This window comes from Paraburkholderia fungorum (assembly GCF_003610895.1).
Classification (GTDB): Bacteria; Pseudomonadota; Gammaproteobacteria; order Burkholderiales; family Burkholderiaceae; genus Paraburkholderia; species Paraburkholderia fungorum_B.
In genome coordinates this window covers 17,935-37,137 of sequence record NZ_MCAS01000023.1, presented here as the reverse complement: position 1 = coordinate 37,137, position 19,203 = coordinate 17,935, and the positions used below count along the sequence as shown (strand labels likewise).

Here is a 19,203-nt window from a genome sequence, read left to right as displayed (position 1 = left end):
TCATGAGCGAAACACACGTCTCTCCATCTTCGTCCGCTGCTTCGTCCACCGCCTCGCCAGTTGCGGCGTCCGGCGGGTCTCCAGAAAGCGCCTTCCGCGTTGCCGCATTGCAAATGGTCAGCACGCCGGATCGCGAGCGCAATCTGGCCGAAGCGGAACGCCTGATCGGCGAAGCCGCCGCCGACGGCGCGCAACTCGTCCTGCTGCCCGAGTACTTCTGCTTCATGGGCTTCAAGGACACGGACAAGCTCGCCGTGCGCGAACCCTATCAGGACGGCCCGATCCAGCGTTTTCTCGCCGATGCCGCGCGCCGCCACAAGGTGTGGGTCATCGGCGGTACGTTGCCGTTGATGTCGCACGAACCGGCCCGCGTGCTGAACACCACGCTGGTGTTCGACCCGCACGGTAATGAAGCCGCGCGCTACGACAAGATCCACCTGTTCAACTTCGAGAAAGGCGAAGAATCGTTCGACGAGGCGCGCACCATCTGCCCCGGCGGAGACGTCCGCACCTTCGAAGCGCCGTTTGGCCGGGTCGGCCTGTCGGTCTGCTACGATTTGCGCTTTCCGGAGCTGTACCGGCGCATGGGCGACTGCGCGCTGATCGTGGTGCCGTCGGCGTTCACTTACACCACCGGCCGCGCGCATTGGGAGATGCTGCTGCGCGCCCGGGCGGTCGAAAACCAGTGCTACGTGCTGGCCGCCGCGCAAGGCGGCAAACATGAGAACGGCCGCCGGACATGGGGCCACAGCATGCTGATCGACCCGTGGGGCGAACTCGTCGCGGTGCGCGATGAAGGCGCCGGCGTCGTGGCCGGCAATCTCGAACGCGCGCGCATCGACGAAGTGCGACAGAGTCTGCCCGCCTGGCGTCACCGCGTGCTGAGCTGCTGATGTATTAGCTGACATTGAAAGTGCGGCGCCTGTCACCCATATCCCGGTGACAGCAGCGCTAACCGAATCCTTCGTATCGAGCAGAACATACTTCGCATGAACATCATCGAACCCGGTATCCGTAATCTCGCCACCGCCAAGGACATCCTCCTGACGCCCTACGGTCTCGACGAATCCCTGCTCACCCGCACGCTCGCCGAAATCTTCACGCACAAGATCGATTACGCCGACCTGTACTTCCAGTACACGCGCAGCGAAGCGTGGAGTCTCGAAGAAGGCATCGTGAAGTCGGGCAGCTTCAGCATCGACCAGGGCGTCGGCGTGCGCGCCGTGTCGGGCGATCGCACGGCCTTCGCGTATTCGGACGATCTGTCGCCCGAAGCGATCCGTCAGGCGGCGCTCGCCACCCGTTCGATTGCCAAGGCAGGCGGCGGCAAACAGAAGATCAAGGCGGCCTCGTCGCTGACCGGCATTGCCGGGCGCGATCTGTACCTGCCGTCCGATCCGCTGCACTCGCTCGACGCGACCGCCAAGGTCAAGCTGCTCGAGCGCATCGAACAGATGGCGCGTGGCCGCGATCCGCGCATCCAGCAAGTGATGGCAGGCCTCGCCGGTGAATACGACGTGGTGCTGGTCGCGCGCAGCGACGGCGGGTTCGCCGCCGACATCCGCCCGCTCGTGCGCGTATCGGTCACCGTGATCGCCGAGCAGAACGGCCGCCGCGAAATCGGCAGCGGCGGCGGTGGTGGCCGCTTCGACTACGCCTACTTCACGGACGAAGTGCTGTCGCGCTATGTCGACGACGCCGTGCATGCGGCGCTCGTGAACCTCGAAGCCCGCCCGGCTCCGGCCGGCGCGATGACGGTCGTGCTCGGCCCGGGCTGGCCCGGCGTGCTGCTGCACGAGGCGATCGGCCATGGCCTTGAAGGCGACTTCAACCGCAAGGGATCGTCGGCGTTCGCGGGTCGAATCGGCGAGCAGGTTGCGGCGAAGGGCGTAACCGTGGTCGACGACGGCACGCTGCCGAACCGCCGCGGCTCGCTGAACATCGACGACGAAGGCAATCCGACCCAGTGCACCACGCTGATCGAAGATGGCATCCTCAAGGGCTACATCCAGGACACCCTGAATGCGCGCCTGATGAAAATGCCCGTCACCGGTAATGCGCGCCGCGAATCGTATGCCGCGCTGCCGATGCCGCGCATGACCAACACCTACATGCTCAACGGCGACAAAGACCCGCAGGAAATCATCGCGTCCGTGAAGAACGGTTTGTACGCGGTGAACTTCGGCGGCGGCCAGGTCGACATCACGAACGGCAAGTTCGTGTTTTCGGCCTCCGAGGCATACATGATCGAAAACGGCAAGATCACCTACCCGGTGAAGGGCGCGACGCTGATCGGCAGCGGTCCGGAATCGCTCAAGTACGTCAGCATGATCGGCAACGACATGAAGCTCGATTCGGGCGTTGGCGTGTGCGGTAAGGAAGGTCAGAGCGTGCCGGTGGGCGTCGGCCAGCCGACGCTGCGTATCGACCGGATGACGGTTGGCGGTACGGCCTGATTTTGATATCAACGCATACTTCGTGCATAGAATGTACGAAGTATGCGGATTTGCCGCATTTTTGTACCCCGCGGGTTGCCAGCCGCGCTTGCACGGGTTATAAAGTCATTCACCCTTTTTGACCAGCGACCTATTTCGCCATGTCCGCCAAGTTTTACTTTTACTTTTTTTGGCATCTCAGACCGCTGGCGGATCGAGAGGGGTGTTAGTGCACGCAAGACACCCAGAATTCACGAAAACCGCCAGCTAGCCTGGCGGTTTTTTTTCGCCCCACGCCTTTGAAACTTTTGCCGTTGAAATCTTTTTGATTGTTGTTCGCCCTGGCATCGCTGCCTGATCGCCGTCTGATCGCAGCCTTCGTTGCCGCGCGAACACGCTACGACCCGATTCAGGAGAACAAACATGCCCCCGCACAACACCGACGATGTCCGCATCCGCGAATTGAAAGAACTCACGCCGCCCGCTCACCTGATCCGTGAATTCGCCTGCGACGAAACGGTGTCCGACGTGATCTACAACTCGCGCAACGCGATGCATCGCATCCTGCACGGCATGGAAGACCGTCTGATCGTCATCATCGGACCGTGCTCGATTCACGACACGAAGGCGGCGATGGAATACGCCGGGCGTCTCGTCGAGCAGCGCAAGCGCTTCGCCGGCGAGCTCGAAATCGTGATGCGGGTGTACTTCGAAAAGCCGCGTACGACGGTGGGCTGGAAGGGTCTCATCAACGACCCGCACATGGACAACAGCTTCAAGATCAACGACGGCCTGCGCACCGCGCGCGAGTTGCTGCTGCGTATCAACGAACTCGGCCTGCCGGCCGGCACCGAGTACCTCGACATGATCAGCCCGCAGTACATCGCCGATCTGATCTCGTGGGGCGCAATCGGCGCGCGTACGACCGAATCGCAAGTGCACCGCGAACTGGCGTCGGGCCTGTCGTGCCCGGTCGGCTTCAAGAACGGCACGGACGGCAACGTCAAGATCGCCGTCGACGCGATCAAGGCCGCGTCGCAGCCGCACCATTTCCTGTCGGTCACCAAGGGCGGCCACTCGGCCATCGTCTCGACCGCCGGCAATGAGGACTGCCACATCATCCTGCGCGGCGGCAAGACGCCGAACTACGATGCGGACAGCGTCAACGCGGCATGCGCCGACATCGGCAAAGCGGGTCTCGCGGCGCGTTTGATGATTGACGCAAGCCACGCGAACAGCTCGAAGAAGCATGAGAACCAGATTCCGGTATGCGCGGACATCGGCCGCCAGATTGCTTCGGGTGACGAACGGATTGTTGGCGTGATGGTGGAATCGCACCTGATCGCGGGCCGCCAGGATTTGCAGGAAGGCTGCACGCTGACGTACGGACAGAGCATCACCGATGCCTGCATCGGCTGGGACGAAAGTGTCGCCGTGCTGGAAGGTCTCGCTGAAGCGGTCAAACAACGACGCGTCGCGCGCGGCAGCGGCAATTAAGCGGCTGGTTGCGCATCTGCGCGATTGCTGCAGTGGTTTCATCGAAAAGCCCGGCTCATCGAGCCGGGCTTTTCTATTGGCCGAACGGACGAATGGTGCTTCAGGAGCCGCCTATGTACCGTGACAACTCGTTGCCGGGTCGAACACGACTTGACCGGGCTGGATGTCACGTATAAAATTTTATACATAGAAGGCGGTATGGAGCAGGAAAAAGAAATTCGCTGGATGGGTTCCAGCTATCACGATTTACTCGCCTTTCCCGAAGAACCACGTCGTCGGGCCGGTTTTCAGCTTGGCAAGATTCAGGCGGGCCTGGACCCAGACGATTGGAAGCCGTTTGATTCAATCGGCGCAGGAACACGCGAGATTCGCATCAAGGAGGCCGACGGCATCTACCGTGTGATGTATGTCACCAAGTTCGTAGAAGCCCTGTATGTGCTGCACTGCTTTCAGAAGAAAACGCAGAAGCTGGGGCCGCAGGACAGAAAGATTGCCGAGATGCGATATCGGGCCATCATCAATGATAGGAAAGCTTAGCAAATGACGATCGACACAAAAATCCGTCACGTAACCAAACCCGGCGCGAACCTGTTTCTCGAACTCGGCTTCTCCGCTGAAGAAGCGAAGCGCTTGCACGCTGCTTCGCAGAAACAGATCAACGACACGCGGCTGCTCAAGGAGCAGTTGATGACCGAGCTGTCCGGCTGGATCGAACAGCATCATCTGAAGCAGGCTGAGGCGGCGGAGATTCTTATGGTGTCACGTCCGCGCGTGTCGGACGTGGTCAACATGAAAACCACCAAGTTCACTATCGATACGCTGGTCGAAATGATGAGCCGGATCGGCAAACCCGTCACACTGGCGATTGGGTAAGGCGCATGGCGCGCCTTACACATGCTTTCGCACGTAGCTCGCCATGCGTCCCCGCTTCACTGCACCGCGCCTGAACCGAACACTTCGGTGTGAATCCGCGCGGCATCCACACCAAGCGAGGCCAACGCCTCGCATTGCACGCGCATGAACGGCACCGGCCCGCAAACGTAGTAATCCGCATCGGGAACAATCACCTTGTCGGCGATTTTCGCGAGGTCGAGGCGGCCTTCGAAGTCGTAGTCGATGCCGGCGTGATCGCAGGCTTCAATGGCCTCGTAGAACACCGCGCGTGTGACGTTGCGATGTGCTGCGACGGTATCGTTGAACCACTGGCGGAACGCATGCACGCGCCCATTGCGGCAGGCATGCACGAACGTCACGCGGCGCTCACTCTGGTTGGCGAGCAACGTGGACAGCATCGAGGTCATCGGAGTCACGCCCACGCCCCCACTGATCAGCACCACGGGTGTCGTCGTTTTGCGGTTCAGCGTGAATTCGCCCATCGGCGCGCTGACATGCACCACTTCGCCCACTTCCACACCGTCGTGCAGAAGGGTCGATACATGGCCGGGCGCCAGATCTTCATGGCCGGCCTCGCGCTTCACCGAGATACGCAACCAGTTTCCGTTCGGCGCATCCGACAAGCTGTATTGCCGCGGCTGATCGACGCCGAGTTCATCCACGAAACGCGTCACGCTCAGATACTGGCCAGGCTCGAAACCGCAAGCCGGCGAGCCGTCGGCGGGTGTCAGATAGAACGACGTAATTTCCTCGCTCTCCACTTCCTTGCGTGCAACCTTGAACGGCCGAAAGCCGCTCCACGCCGCACCTTCATAGAGCCTGGCCTCCGCGCCGATGAAGATATCCGCGAGTTGCCCGTAAGCGACTTCCCATGCGCCAAGCGTCTCCTGATCGACCGCGTCGCCGAGGACATCGACAATCGCCCCCAACAGATGCCGCCCGACGATTGGATATTGCTCCGGCCGAATGTTCAAGCTCGCGTGCTTATGGGCGATTCGCGAGACGGTTGGACCCAGCGCGCCGAGGTTGTCAATATTGGCGGCGTAGGCATACACGGCTTTCGCGAGCGTTTCCGGCTGATTGCCGCTCTTCTGGTGAGTCTGGTTGAACACGTTCTTCAACTCAGGATGATGCGCGAACATGCGCTTGTAGAAGTGTTTGGTGATGGTGGTGCCGTGTACGGCGAGCACGGGAACGGTGGCTTTGACGCGGGCGATCTGGTCGGCGGTGAGAGCGGTCATAACTACTTCTCCTTAAAGATGCATACACAATACATTTTTAAGAAGAAGTTTTGTCCCTGACAAATTGTCACAGCGCTTGTGGTCGTTTATGGCGCTTAAAGGGACTGAAGCGTGGTGTTAGCCGGCGCTGCGATCGTGCTGCCATAAGACGTCGCTGCCGCCGTCCGCGCGGTTGAGCACGCGCGCGAACACGAACAGCAGGTCGGACAGCCGGTTCACATACTGGCGAGGCGCTTCATTGATCGCCTCGTCTTCACCCAGGGCGACGATCGAGCGTTCAGCGCGCCGGCACACCGTGCGGCACACGTGCGCAAGCGCCGCCGCGCGCGAGCCGCCGGGCAGAATGAATTCCTTTAACGGCGGCAGCGTGGCGTTGTAGTCGGCCAGCCAGCCGTCGAGCTGGCCAAGCTGCCTGTCGGTAATCATCGTATGGCCGGGAATGCAAAGCTCGCCGCCCAGATCGAACAGGTCGTGCTGAATCGCGACCAGCGCCGCCCGCACGTTGTCCGGCAACGATTCGCAGAGCAACACGCCGAGATTCGAATTGAGTTCGTCGACGTCGCCGATTGCTGCGATACGCGCGCTGTCTTTGCGCACACGCCGGCCGTCGCCGAGACCGGTGGTGCCGTCGTCGCCGGTACGGGTGGCGATCTTGCTCAAGCGGTTGCCCATGATGTCTCCCATGCATTCAATCAGTGACGCGGCGCAAGCGCTTCGCCGGCGAAGCCAGCCGGCGTATCCGGCCAATAAGCCACCGAGTTAGCCACCGCGTTTATCCATATTGCGCGCTTCGCGAGGTCGCCGCCATTATAGGAGCCCCAGCCGCGCCCGACGCCGGCCTGCGGGTGTTCGGCGTAAAATGAAGCACAAGCTGTAGAACAGCTCCGCCTTACTATCAGGAGACATGCGTGAATCATCCCGTGCCGCCGGCCCCGTTGCGCCGGCCGTTTCCCGCCGAATTGCTGACCGCCCTCAAAGCCGCCTTCGGCGAGCGCGTCTCCACCGCCGAAGCCGTACGCGCCCACCATGGCCGCGACGAATCGCCCTTCGATCCCCAACTGCCCGACGCCGTTGTATTCGCACGCAATACGGAAGACGTGCAAACCATCGTCAGGCTGTGCGGCCAATACAACGTGCCGATCATTCCCTACGGCAACGGTTCGTCGCTCGAAGGGCATCTGCTTGCGGTCCAGGGCGGGGTATCGATCGACCTGTCGGAAATGAACCGCGTGTTGTCAATCAACGCCGAAGACCTCACCGTCACGGTCGAACCCGGCATCTCGCGCAAGCAGTTGAACGAAGCGCTGCGCGACACCGGCCTGTTTTTCCCGATCGACCCGGGTGCTGACGCGAGTATCGGCGGCATGTCGGCTACGCGCGCCTCGGGCACCAATGCCGTGCGCTACGGCACGATGCGCGAAAACGTACTTGGGCTGACGGTGGTGCTCGCCGACGGCCGCGTGATCAAAACCGGCACGCGCGCACGCAAGTCGTCGGCGGGCTACGACCTCACGCGTCTGTTCGTCGGCTCGGAAGGCACGCTCGGCGTGATCACCGAAATCACCGTGCGTCTGTATCCGCAGCCGGAAGCGGTCTCGGCCGCGGTCTGCACGTTCCCGTCGATGGGCGATGCGGTGCGCGCGGTCATCGAAACGATTCAGATGGGCGTGCCGATTGCGCGCGTCGAGTTCGTCGACTCGCTCGCGATCCGCTCGATCAACCGCCATTCGAACCTGACCTTGCGCGAAGCGCCCACACTCTTCTTCGAATTCCACGGCACCGAAGCCGGTGTGAAAGAGCAAGCCGAACTGGTGCAGGAACTCGCGGCGCAAAATGCCGGCGAAGGCTTCGAATGGGCGACCCGGCCGGAAGACCGCAGCCGCCTGTGGAACGCGCGCCACAACGCCTACTTCGCGATGCTGCAACTGAAGCCCGGTTGCCGCGCCGTCACGACCGACGTCTGCGTACCGATCTCGCGCCTCGCGGAATGCGTGGTGGAAACCGAGCAGGATCTGAACGCGTCGCCGTTGCCCTGCCCGATCGTCGGCCATGTCGGCGACGGCAACTTCCACGTCGCGATCCTGATCGATCCGGACAAGCCGGAAGAACTCGCCGAAGCTGAACGACTGAACCATCGCATCGTGCAACGCGCGCTGCGCATGGACGGCACCTGCACGGGCGAACACGGCGTCGGTCTGCACAAGATGAATTTCCTGCTCGAAGAACACGGCGAAGTCGCCGTCGACACGATGCGCTCCATCAAGCATGCGCTCGATCCGCGCAATCTGATGAACCCGGGCAAGATCTTTTCCTGGGCAGCTTGAGGCGCCAATAGCCCAGGCGGGGCAGCAGCGGCAACGTCTGCTGTCCCACCGCCAGGCCAGAGCGGGCACGCAGCGTGAACGACACCAGGAGACAAGTTATATGAACGCACCCGTCGAACTGACGGCCGAAGTGCTTGCCCAGCGCCAGCGCGAAGTCGTGCAGGCGCTGATGGCCGTACTGCCGACCCACTGTCTGCTGTATCGCGAAGAAGACACCGTCGCCTACGAGTGCGACGGCCTCGCGGCCTACCGGCGTCTGCCGCTTGCGGTCGCATTGCCGGAGACGGAGTCGCAGGTCCAACGCATTGTGCAAATCTGCAACCGGCTCGACGTGCCGATCGTGCCGCGCGGCGCGGGCACCGGTTTGTCCGGTGGCGCGATGCCGATCCGGCACGGCATCGTGGTGTCGCTCGCGCGCTTTCGCAAGATCGTCGAAGTCGATCCGTACGCCCGAACCGCCACGGTGCAACCGGGTGTGCGCAATCTGTCGATTTCCGAAGCCGCCGCGCCTTACGGCTTGTACTACGCGCCTGATCCGTCGTCGCAGATCGCCTGCACGATCGGCGGCAACGTCTCCGAGAATTCGGGTGGCGTGCACTGTCTCAAATACGGCCTCACCGTGCACAACGTGCTGCGCGTGCGCGCCGTGACAATGGAAGGCGAAATCGTCGAATTCGGTTCGCTCGCGCCGGACGCGTCAGGGCTCGATCTGCTCGCGGTGCTGATCGGCAGCGAAGGCATGTTCGCGATCGTCACCGAAGTGACCGTCAAGCTGATCCCGAAGCCACAGACAGCGCAGGTCATCATGGCCAGTTTCGACGACGTCGTGAAAGGCGGCGACGCGGTCGCCGGCATCATTGCCGCCGGCATCATTCCGGCCGGTCTGGAGATGATGGATAAACCGGCCACGCGCGCCGTGGAAGAATTCGTCAACGCGGGCTATGACCTCGATGCCGCGGCGATCCTGCTGTGCGAATCGGACGGCACGCCGGAAGAAGTGGCCGACGAAATCGTGCGCATGACCGCGGTGCTGCGCGAACAGGGCGCCACCCGCATCCAGATTTCACGCTCGGAAAGTGAGCGGCTGCGCTTCTGGTCCGGGCGCAAGAACGCGTTCCCGGCGGCGGGCCGCATTTCGCCTGACTACTACTGCATGGACGGCACCGTGCCGCGCCGCAGTATCGGGCCGTTGCTGGCGCGCATCGAGGTGATGGAAAAGAAGTATGGCCTGCGCTGCATCAACGTATTCCATGCCGGCGACGGCAACATGCATCCGCTGATCCTGTTCAACGGCAACGATCAGGACGAGTGGCACCGTGCCGAGGCGTTCGGTTGCGACATCCTCGAAACCTGTGTCGAGCTGGGCGGCACGGTGACGGGCGAACATGGCGTGGGTATCGAGAAGATCAACTCGATGTGCGTGCAGTTCTCGCCTGAAGAGCGCGACGCCTTCCATGCGGTCAAACGCGCCTTTGACGCCCCGGGCCTGCTCAATCCCGACAAAGGCATTCCCACCCGCGCCCGTTGTGCCGAGTACGGCAAGATGCACGTGCGCGGCGGCTTGCTGCCGCATCCGGACCTGCCGCGGTTTTAAGACGGCCTGTGACGCTGCCGGTCCAGCACGGGCACACAGCGTTACAGGGCGCCGCCGCCGTGCGGATCCGCTTGTCCACGTGGCGGGCCCCACTCGCCACCAGCCCGCCTCTCCGTCCGCGCTCCGCGCAATCCCCCGCCCACGCATTGCGCATGTGCCCCGCCCACAATGCTTCCCGGCTCCCACACTGAATACCCGATGCGGGTCCGCCCCGTGTTGCCAGCGAGCCGCCGCCCGGTACAATCGATCGAAACACAACGAAGCAGGGCACCATGGAAGAGGACGACATCGTCGCCATTTGGTCTGAACGCGTGCGTTCGGCCAGCGCGCAAGGGCGCACATTGCGTATCCGTGGCGGTGGCACCAAAGACTGGTACGGTCAGACGCTGGAAGGTGAGATCCTCGACACGCGCGCTTATCGCGGCATCATCGCTTACGACCCCGCCGAACTGGTTGTTACGGCGCGCGCCGGCACACCCCTGCTGGAGATCGAGGCCGCCCTCGCCGAGCACGACCAGATGCTCGCCTTCGAGCCGCCGCACTTCGGGCTGCAGGCCACCTTCGGCGGCTGCATCGCCGCGGGCATAGCCGGCCCTCGCCGCCCTGCCGCGGGTGCGGCACGCGACTTCGTGCTCGGTGCCGTCATCATGAACGGGCAGGGCCAAAAACTGCATTTCGGCGGCCAGGTGGTGAAGAACGTCGCCGGTTACGACGTTTCCCGCTTGATGGCGGGCTCGCTCGGCACCCTTGGGCTGATCCTCGAGTTGTCGGTCAAGGTGCTGCCGCTGCCGCAAGCCGAAACCACGCTCAAATTCGACATGAACGGCACGGATGCGGTGCGCAAGCTCAACGAATGGGGCGGCCGGCCGCTGCCGATTACCGCGAGCGCATGGCGTCACGGCACGCTGGCCGTGCGGATGGCCGGCGCGGAAGCCGCGGTCAAGGCGGCGCGCACAGCGCTCGGCGGCGAAGTCGTCGACGCCGTCGAGGCAGAGCGCTTCTGGGCCGGCCTGCGCGAACAGACCGACTCGTTCTTTGCGGCCATCCCGCCGCAGGCCGCGCTGTGGCGCCTCGCGCTGCCGTCGATCACCGAGCCGCTCCAGTTACCCGGCGCGCAACTGATGGAATGGGGCGGCAGCCAGCGCTGGTGGATCACCGACACGGATGCGCAAACCGTGCGCATCAGCGCCAAACAGGCCGGCGGCCACGCCACCATCTTCCGTACCGGCCACGGCTACGACCGCAGCGCCGGCGTGTTCACGCCGCTACCCGCACCGCTGATGAAAATCCATCGCGGCCTGAAAACCGCTTTCGACCCAGCCCGCATTTTCAATCGCGGTCGTCTCTACCCCGACTTGTGAGCCACGCGATGCAAACCAACCTCGCGGACTTCATTCGCAACACGCCCGATGGCAACGAAGCCGACGCCATCCTGCGCAATTGCGTGCATTGCGGCTTCTGCACGGCGACCTGCCCCACCTATCAGATACTCGGCGACGAACTCGACGGCCCGCGCGGGCGCATCTACCTGATCAAGCAGATGGTGGAAGGCGCGGCGGTCACACGCAGCACCCAGGTCCATCTGGACCGCTGCCTCACCTGCCGCAGTTGCGAGACCACCTGCCCATCCGGCGTGCAATACGGCAGGCTGGTCGAGATCGGCCGCAAGATCACTGAGGAAAAAGTGACGCGTCCGTTCAGTCAGCGGATGGTGCGCCGGCTGCTCGCCAGCTTCGTGCCGAATAGCGCGCTGTTCACGCCGACCATGCGCCTCGGCCAGCATGTCCGCGCGCTCCTGCCCAAAAAACTGCGCGACAAGGTGCCCGCGCGGCAACGCGCGCTTGAATGGCCGACCGCGCACCATCCGCGCAAGATGCTTATGCTCGCGGGCTGCGTGCAACCGTCGATGATGCCGAACGTCAACATCGCCACCGCGCGGGTACTCGACGCCCTCGGCGTGGAAACACTGATCGCGCCGGAAGCCGGCTGCTGCGGTGCGATCCGTCTGCACCTGGGCTACCACGACGAAGCGCTCGACGACGTGCGCGCCAACATCGACGCGTGGTGGCCATATGTCGAACAAGGTGTCGAAGCAATCGTGATGAACGCGTCCGGCTGCGGCGCGACCGTCAAGGAATACGCGCATCTGCTGCGCGACGATCCTGTCTATGCGGAAAAGGCGCGCCGCGTGACCGACCTGACACGCGACGTCGCGGAGATCCTGCCGGAGTTCGAAGAGGCGCTCGTCGCCGTGACGCGCCGCCGCGCGATCCATACGGTGGCGTTCCATCCGCCGTGCACGTTGCAGCATGGTCAGCAGGTGCGCGGCAAGGTCGAACATCTGCTGGCGGCGCTCGGCGTGGAAGTGCGTCTGCCCGCCGACAGCCATCTCTGCTGCGGCTCGGCCGGCACTTACTCGCTGACGCAGCCGAGGCTCTCGTATGCACTGCGCGATCAGAAGCTCGAGCGCTTGCAGTCGCAGGAGCCGCAGGTGATCGTGTCGGCGAACGTCGGCTGCATTGCGCATCTGCAAAGCGGCACATCCACACCGGTCGCGCATTGGATCGAACTGGTGGAGCATATGCTGTCCACCTGAAGCGAGCGATTCTGATCGCGAAGCGCGGTATGTGGCTTGCAGTGCTTCACCGCAAGCGCCCCCGCCGGCCCGTGTCCGTGTCGGGCAACGGCAGGGACATCGGCAGCGGCACGAGGCGGCGACGTCCGTATAATTCGTCCATTGTCGTTCGCTCGACTTCCGGTTCCGTTCCATGCCCGATCTGACTCACAACCTCGAAGCGGTGCGGCAGCGCATCGCCCTCGCCGCACAAGCCGCCGGACGCGACGTGCATTCGATCACCCTGCTCGCGGTCTCAAAGACGTTTCCCGCCGAAGACGTGCGCGCCGCCCACGCAGCCGGTCAGCGTGCGTTCGGTGAAAACTATGTGCAGGAAGCCCTCACCAAAGTCGAAGCACTGGCCGATCTGCGAGCCGCACTCGAATGGCATTTCATCGGACCATTGCAATCGAACAAAACGCGGCCGGTTGCCGAGAATTTCGACTGGGTCCATTCGGTCGACCGCCTGAAGATCGCGCAGCGGCTGTCAGAGCAGCGGCCGGACAACCTGCCGCCGTTGAACGTCTGTCTGCAGGTCAACGTTAGTGGCGAAGCGTCGAAAAGCGGCGTGAGCATTCCCGAGGCCGTGGAAGTCGCGCACGCCATCGCCGCGCTGCCGAAGCTGAATCTGCGTGGCCTGATGGCGATTCCTGAACCTGCCGGCGATGTCGACGAGCAACGCGAACCACATCGGCAACTGCACGAACTGTTCGAACGCCTGCGCAACGACGGCCTCGAACTCGATACGCTCTCCATGGGCATGTCGAGCGATCTCGAAGCCGCCGTGCTGGAAGGCGCGACGATCGTGCGCGTGGGCACCGCAATCTTCGGCGCGCGAGATTACTCAAACTGACCCTGGCGGGATTCTTCGGACTCCCTCACGCAACTTCTTTCGGAACATCATGAAAATTGCTTTTATAGGTGGCGGCAACATGGCGGCGGCGTTGATCGGCGGCCTCATCAAGCGCGGCGTCGCACCCGCCGATCTATACGCGATCGATCCCAACGAAGACGCGCGCAAGCGCAATGAGCAGCAATTCGGCATCAAGACCGGTGCCGCCGCTGACGCCGCGCTCGCGTCGTACGACGCTGTCGTGCTGGCGGTGAAGCCACAGATCCTGAAGAGCGTTGCCGAGGCGCTGGCGCCGCATCTGCAAGCCTCGCAACTGGCCATCAGCATCGTCGCGGGCATTCGCATGGACGACATGTCGCGCTGGCTGAACGGTCATGCTCGCATCGTGCGCGTGATGCCGAATACGCCGGCGCTGATCGGCATGGGCGTAACGGGCCTCGTCGCGACCGGCAGCGTCGGCGAAAGCGGCCGCGCGCTCGCGTCGCAGGTGCTGGGCGCCGTCGGCGAAACGGTCTGGTTCGATGACGAAGCGAAGATCGACGCCGTCACGGCGATCTCGGGAAGTGGTCCCGCTTACGTGTTCTACTTCATCGAAGCGTTGCAGGAAGCCGCGCGCCAACTCGGCATGGACGAAGCGCAAGGCCGCGCGCTGGCGGTCGCGACCTTCACCGGCGCCGCGCAATTGGCCGCTAACTCGGACGAAGCGCTGAGCCTGTTGCGCGAGCGTGTGACGTCGAAGGGGGGCACCACGGCGGCCGCGCTGGCGTCGTTCGAGGCCAGCGGGATCAAGGACGCAATCGTGCGCGGCGCGCTTGCCGCCGATGCGCGCGCCAGAGAAATGGGCGACGAATTCGGCAAGCTGTAAGCGCGATTTACGGTTGGCCGGTGCGAAAGAATTAGAACGAAGCAGCCGCGTAATGCGCGGCAATGCCGACAAACAACGCACCGCCCAACCAGTTGTTGTGACGGAACGCGGCGAAGCATGCCATCCGTTCGCGGTTGCGGATCAGCGTGTAGTGATAGATCGCGCAGCCCACCGCCGCCGCCCATCCCAGCCAGTACAGCATACCGAAGCCGAGCATCATGCCGATGCCGACGTAAATCCCCAGCGTGAGCGCATAGCAAAGCATGATCGCCGCCACGTCGAAGCGGCCGAAGGTCAGTGCCGACGTGCGGATGCCGATCTTGATGTCGTCGTCGCGATCGACCATTGCGTATTCCGTGTCGTACGCAACCGACCAGAACACGTTAGCCAGCAGCATGACCCACGCAAGCATCGGCACGTGATCCTGCACGGCGGCGAACGCCATTGGAATACCGAAACCGAATGCAATGCCCAGATACGCCTGCGGAATCGCAAAGAAGCGCTTGGTGAACGGATACGAACCGGCGACGAACAGCGCCGCCACCGACAGCTCCTTGGTCAGCGTATTGAGCGGCAGGATCAGCAGAAACGCCAGCAGCGACAAACCGGCCGCCAGCGCCACCGCTTCCCACGCCTTGATCTTGCCCGATGTAATCGGACGGTTTTCCGTACGCTTCACGTAGCGATCGAAGTCGCGATCCGCATAGTCGTTGATTGCACAGCCCGCCGAGCGCATCAGCACCGTTCCCACCGTGAAGATCACCAGCAGCGGCCACGAAGGGTGGCCCTCGGACGCAATCCACAGTGCGTTGAGTGTCGGCCACAGCAGCAGCAGGCTGCCGATCGGCTTGTCCATGCGGACGAGCCGCAGATACAGGGGAAGTCGGGCGAACATGGGCGGATTCGGTGAAGTGCAGACGGTGCCGCTATTTTACGGGATGCGCGTGGCAGACAGACTTCAGGCGGGCGAAGGCCGACATGCTGGGCGCCGCAACCAGGTCCGCGGCCGGTGCCCAAACACGGGCGCAGTCCGGATTGGACGCAGCAAAAATAAAGCCTCCGCAAAGGGAGGCCTGTTTGGCTTGCCATTCAACACAACGCTCAGGCACCGCGCTGACCTTCCGGGCGCAACGCCTGGAACGCCAGGATGCTTAAGTTAAGCCAGCATCGAGCGCAGCATCCACGCGGTCTTTTCGTGCGTTTGCATGCGTTGCGTCAGCAGGTCGGCGGTCGGCTCGTCATTAGCGGCTTCCGTCGACGGGAAAATCGCGCGCGCGGTACGCACCACGGCTTCCTGACCTTCCACCAGTTGGCGGATCATTTCTTCCGCGGCCGGCACACCGTCCGCTTCCGGAATCGATGAGAGCTTCGCGAATTCCTTGTAGCTGCCCGGCGCATGCACGCCCAGCGCGCGAATACGTTCAGCGATCGAATCGACCGCCAGCGCGAGCTCGTTGTACTGCGTTTCGAACATCAGATGCAGCGTGTTGAACATCGGGCCCGTCACGTTCCAATGGAAGTTATGGGTCTTCAGGTACAACGTATAGGTGTCGGCGAGCAGTCGCGACAAACCTTCTGCAATCTTCTTGCGATCCTTGTCGTTGATTCCGATATTGACGTGCTGTACGGCTTCTTTCTTGGCCATGATGACTCCTTCGAAGAGTGATACGAACCGATCGGCAAAGTGACGGCATGCGCTAGCAGACTTGGCACTTCGAACGCCCGCCAGTTTATCTTAGAAAGCAGCTGCGTTCGTGTGACGCGTGGTCGCTTGCCGCACCCACGATCCCATGCCCGATCACGCGCTCAGCGCGTGCTGCAGTGCCTGCGCGACGATCACCGTCCATCCGCTCAGGACGATTGCGAATCCCGCCAACTTGCGCAGCATCAGAGCCTGCCGCTGGTGCGCGCCGCGCCCAGCCGGCGCACCGCCAATGGTTGCCATCATCATCTGGATCATGATCGTGCTCCTTCGATTCGTATCATTACCGGCAGGGCGCCGATGCGCCCCACCTTCCTGCATCAATTCACTTCACCTGCTTACTTCTTGCCGCCTTCAGCAAGCCCGGCCAGCGCGGCGATCACGCCTTCCGCATAGGCCGGATCGGCGCGGCGGAAATGCTCGATCTGGCGCGCGACGATCTCTTGCGGCACCCCATTGATATGGCGTGCGATGTTGCCGAACAGACGCTGGCGTTGCGCCGCATCGAAGAGCGCGAACAACATACCCGGCTGCGTGTAGTAGTCCTCGTCCAGACGATGGTCGTAACGATCAACCGTGCCCGCCGCGAGCGGCGGCTCCGACGCGTTGCTATCCTGCGCGAAGTCGCCGAAACGATTCGGCTCGTAGTTCACGTTGTTGCCGAGGTTGCCGTCCGTGCGCATCGCGCCATCGCGATGGAACGAATGGTGGACCGGGCAACGCGGCGCATTCACCGGAATCTGATGGTGATTGATACCGAGCCGGTAGCGCTGCGTGTCGCCATACGAGAACAAACGGCCTTGCAAGAGACGGTCCGGCGAAAAGCCGATACCCGGCACCACATTGGCCGGCGTGAATGCTGCCTGCTCCACGTCCGCGAAATAGTTCGCCGCGTTGCGGTTCAACTCGATCGTGCCGACGTCGATCAACGGGTAGTCCTTCTGCGACCACACCTTCGTGATGTCGAACGGATTGAAGCGATAGTTCGCCGCTTGCGCCTCCGGCATCACCTGGATGGCAAAGCGCCATTTCGGGAAGTTGCCGGCTTCGATACTCGTGAGCAGGTCCTGTTGCGCGCTTTCACGATTCTGCGCCACCACCTGTGCCGCCTCAGCATCGGTAAAGTTCTCCACGCCTTGCATCGACTTGAAGTGGAACTTGACCCAGAAACGCTCGTTGTTCGCGTTGATGAACGAGTAGGTGTGCGAGCCGAAGCCATGCATCTGCCGGTAGTTCTTCGGAATGCCGCGATCGCTCATCAGGATGGTGACCTGATGCAACGACTCCGGATGACGCGACCAGAAATCCCATGCCGCAACGTTGCTGCGCATGTTGGTGTACGGGTCGCGTTTTTGCGTGTGGATGAAGTCCGGGAACTTCAGCGGATCGCGGATAAAGAACACCGGCGTGTTGTTGCCGACCACGTCCCAGTTGCCTTCTTCCGTGTAGAACTTGATCGAGAAACCGCGCACGTCGCGTTCCGCGTCGGCGGCGCCGCGTTCGCCCGCCACCGTCGAAAAGCGCATGAACAGAGGCGTTTCCTTGCCGAGCTCGGCAAACACCTTCGCCTTCGTATAACGCGAGATGTCGTGCGTGACCTTCAGCGTGCCAAATGCGCCCGAACCCTTGGCGTGAACGCGGCGTTCCGGAATCACTTCGCGATCGAAGTGAGCGAGTTTTTCGAGCAGCCAGACATCTTGCAGGACGACCGGACCGCGCGCGCCGGCGGTCATCGAATTCTGGTTGTCGGCGACGGGTGCGCCGGCGGCATTGGTAAGCTTACGTTCGGACATGCGGGACTCCTGAGGGATTTTTATTGGCAACGGAATGCGAGGGAGCGGTACGGCGCGCTGATGCGTACGGCTTACGCGGACAAAGCCCGATCGACCAGCAAGGACAGCGCAACCGTGCGCAAGCCGCGCACCGAGGCGGCGAAGCTGCCGGGTGTCACGCGAGCGGGTTGAGCGGCGACGGTTTGGACTTGCTGCAGGTTCGATTGCGGCGATTGCGTCATGATTTCCTCCGGGTCTTGGGGATCGGGCGATCCATGGAGGACACTATAACAATGCTATCGAATTATCGTGTTTGATTAATTTTATCTATTCGATAGGGATTGCAACCATCGGCGCTTAAAACAGCCGTCCGACCGCCGGGTTGCGAGGCGGCCGGTCTGGGTGCAACGCGCCGTCTAGTTGACGGCGACAGGCAGATCGAGCTTTTTGACGCCTGTCAGATCGCAGGCGTTGATGGCGTCACAAATGGCTTCGATCGCGGGCGTCCGTGTGAAACTCTTGCGCCAGGCGAGCACGACGCGACGATCCGGCACCGGATCGTCGAAGGCGACGTAGCTGAGCAGGCCTGCGTCGATACCGCCGGCGTGCGGCTTGACTTCATTCACCGACATGCGCGGCAGCACGGTAATACCGACACCGCTCGCCACCATATGACGGATAGTTTCCAGCGAGGAACCCTCGAAGGTCTTCTGGATGCCGTCCGCGTTCTGCGAGAAACGCATCAGTTCCGGGCACACGCCGAGCACGTGGTCGCGGAAGCAATGGCCGCTGCCGAGCAGCAGCATGGTTTCCTGCTTGAGATCCTCCGCGTCGATCTTCGGGCGGTTTTCCCACGCGTGACCGGACGGCAGCGCGACGACAAACGGCTCGTCATAGAGCGGGCGCAGCATCAGGCCGGTTTCCGCGAACGGCAGCGCCATGATGGCAACGTCGATTTCGCCCTGCTTGAGCAGTTCGATCAGCTTGACCGTGTAATTTTCCTGCAGCATCAGCGGCATCTGCGGGACGCGCGAGATCATCTGCTTGACGAGCGTGGGCAACAGATACGGCCCAATCGTATAGATCACGCCGAGGCGCAGCGGCCCGACCAGCGGGTCTTTGCCCTGTTTCGCGATCTCTTTGATAGCAAGCGTTTGTTCGAGAACGCGCTGAGCTTGCGTGACGATCTGCTCACCGATCGGCGTGACACTGACTTCGCTCGTGCCGCGCTCGAAAATTTGCACGTTGAGTTCGTCTTCGAGCTTTTTGATGGCCACCGACAAAGTCGGCTGGCTGACAAAACACGCCTCGGCGGCCCGGCCGAAGTGCCGCTCGCGAGCAACCGCAACGATATATTTCAATTCGGTGAGCGTCATTGGGGGATCAATCAGTGCAGATAGTTCGATAGGTTC

At 62.5% G+C, this 19,203-nt stretch carries 19 protein-coding genes; 11 read left to right on the top strand and 8 right to left on the bottom strand.

Translation table 11 applies throughout. The features are described from left to right. Positions 1-2 precede the first annotated feature (2 nt). The 5 genes from BCY88_RS20995 (at position 3) to BCY88_RS20970 (ending at position 4,805) form a co-directional block, all read left to right on the top strand. Positions 3-893 (top strand): carbon-nitrogen hydrolase family protein, encoded by an 891-nt coding sequence (locus BCY88_RS20995; protein ID WP_120346108.1) that lies wholly within the window; start codon positions 3-5, stop codon positions 891-893. A 96-nt stretch (positions 894-989) separates the two neighbouring features. Continuing rightward, positions 990-2,456 carry a metalloprotease TldD gene (gene tldD / locus BCY88_RS20990; protein WP_120346107.1) on the top strand — a complete coding sequence of 489 codons (1,467 nt, stop codon included), beginning with the start codon at positions 990-992 and terminating at the stop codon, positions 2,454-2,456. 402 nt (positions 2,457-2,858) lie between these two features. Next, positions 2,859-3,932, top strand: coding sequence for a 3-deoxy-7-phosphoheptulonate synthase AroG (gene aroG, locus BCY88_RS20980; RefSeq protein WP_074285379.1), 1,074 nt, complete (start codon positions 2,859-2,861; stop codon positions 3,930-3,932). Between the two features lie 198 nt (positions 3,933-4,130). Continuing rightward, positions 4,131-4,469: a type II toxin-antitoxin system RelE/ParE family toxin gene (locus BCY88_RS20975; protein WP_120346378.1), complete on the top strand. Its 339-nt coding sequence runs from the start codon at positions 4,131-4,133 to the stop codon at positions 4,467-4,469. Positions 4,470-4,472: 3 nt separating this feature from the next. After that, entirely contained in the window at positions 4,473-4,805 is a 333-nt protein-coding gene (locus BCY88_RS20970) for a helix-turn-helix domain-containing protein (protein WP_120346106.1), read from the top strand. Between the two features lie 56 nt (positions 4,806-4,861). Here the strand turns inward: BCY88_RS20970 and hmpA are convergent, their stop codons facing one another. Both hmpA and BCY88_RS20960 read right to left on the bottom strand, forming a co-directional pair. After that, complete coding sequence (gene hmpA, locus BCY88_RS20965; protein ID WP_120346105.1) at positions 4,862-6,067, bottom strand: NO-inducible flavohemoprotein; 1,206 nt, start codon at positions 6,065-6,067, stop codon at positions 4,862-4,864. A gap of 117 nt (positions 6,068-6,184) precedes the next feature. Further along, positions 6,185-6,739, bottom strand: coding sequence for a cob(I)yrinic acid a,c-diamide adenosyltransferase (locus BCY88_RS20960; protein ID WP_120346104.1), 555 nt, complete (start codon positions 6,737-6,739; stop codon positions 6,185-6,187). Between the two features lie 236 nt (positions 6,740-6,975). Between BCY88_RS20960 and BCY88_RS20955 the strand changes: the two genes are divergently transcribed. The 6 genes from BCY88_RS20955 to proC all read left to right on the top strand — a co-directional run bounded on the left by BCY88_RS20955 (position 6,976) and on the right by proC (position 14,317). Then, positions 6,976-8,391, top strand: coding sequence for an FAD-linked oxidase C-terminal domain-containing protein (locus BCY88_RS20955; RefSeq protein WP_120346103.1), 1,416 nt, complete (start codon positions 6,976-6,978; stop codon positions 8,389-8,391). 100 nt (positions 8,392-8,491) lie between these two features. Then, positions 8,492-9,985, top strand: a complete 1,494-nt coding sequence (locus BCY88_RS20950; RefSeq protein ID WP_120346102.1) for an FAD-linked oxidase C-terminal domain-containing protein — start codon at positions 8,492-8,494, stop codon at positions 9,983-9,985. Between the two features lie 272 nt (positions 9,986-10,257). Beyond that, positions 10,258-11,346 carry a glycolate oxidase subunit GlcE gene (gene glcE / locus BCY88_RS20945; protein ID WP_120346101.1) on the top strand — a complete coding sequence of 363 codons (1,089 nt, stop codon included), beginning with the start codon at positions 10,258-10,260 and terminating at the stop codon, positions 11,344-11,346. A gap of 8 nt (positions 11,347-11,354) precedes the next feature. Beyond that, on the top strand, positions 11,355-12,581 hold the full coding sequence (gene glcF / locus BCY88_RS20940; protein WP_120346100.1) for a glycolate oxidase subunit GlcF: 1,227 nt from the start codon (positions 11,355-11,357) through the stop codon (positions 12,579-12,581). Positions 12,582-12,753: 172 nt separating this feature from the next. Further along, positions 12,754-13,452 (top strand): YggS family pyridoxal phosphate-dependent enzyme, encoded by a 699-nt coding sequence (locus tag BCY88_RS20935; RefSeq protein ID WP_120346099.1) that lies wholly within the window; start codon positions 12,754-12,756, stop codon positions 13,450-13,452. 49 nt (positions 13,453-13,501) lie between these two features. After that, positions 13,502-14,317, top strand: coding sequence for a pyrroline-5-carboxylate reductase (proC, locus tag BCY88_RS20930; RefSeq protein ID WP_120346098.1), 816 nt, complete (start codon positions 13,502-13,504; stop codon positions 14,315-14,317). Between the two features lie 31 nt (positions 14,318-14,348). Here the strand turns inward: proC and ubiA are convergent, their stop codons facing one another. The 6 genes from ubiA to BCY88_RS20910 all read right to left on the bottom strand — a co-directional run bounded on the left by ubiA (position 14,349) and on the right by BCY88_RS20910 (position 19,167). After that, positions 14,349-15,212, bottom strand: a complete 864-nt coding sequence (gene ubiA / locus BCY88_RS20925) for a 4-hydroxybenzoate octaprenyltransferase (RefSeq protein WP_120346097.1) — start codon at positions 15,210-15,212, stop codon at positions 14,349-14,351. Between the two features lie 261 nt (positions 15,213-15,473). Continuing rightward, positions 15,474-15,962 (bottom strand): Dps family protein, encoded by a 489-nt coding sequence (locus BCY88_RS20920; RefSeq protein ID WP_093644617.1) that lies wholly within the window; start codon positions 15,960-15,962, stop codon positions 15,474-15,476. A gap of 153 nt (positions 15,963-16,115) precedes the next feature. Continuing rightward, positions 16,116-16,277 (bottom strand): hypothetical protein, encoded by a 162-nt coding sequence (locus tag BCY88_RS39895; protein ID WP_183081417.1) that lies wholly within the window; start codon positions 16,275-16,277, stop codon positions 16,116-16,118. An 80-nt stretch (positions 16,278-16,357) separates the two neighbouring features. Continuing rightward, complete coding sequence (locus BCY88_RS20915) at positions 16,358-17,812, bottom strand: catalase (RefSeq protein WP_120346096.1); 1,455 nt, start codon at positions 17,810-17,812, stop codon at positions 16,358-16,360. A gap of 71 nt (positions 17,813-17,883) precedes the next feature. After that, a complete protein-coding gene (locus tag BCY88_RS39890; RefSeq protein WP_183081416.1) occupies positions 17,884-18,033 on the bottom strand; it encodes a hypothetical protein in 150 nt (49 codons plus the stop codon). Between the two features lie 174 nt (positions 18,034-18,207). After that, the gene (locus BCY88_RS20910; protein WP_120346095.1) at positions 18,208-19,167 is read right to left on the bottom strand and encodes a LysR substrate-binding domain-containing protein; all 960 of its coding nucleotides are present in this window, start codon (positions 19,165-19,167) and stop codon (positions 18,208-18,210) included. Positions 19,168-19,203: the final 36 nt, after the last annotated feature.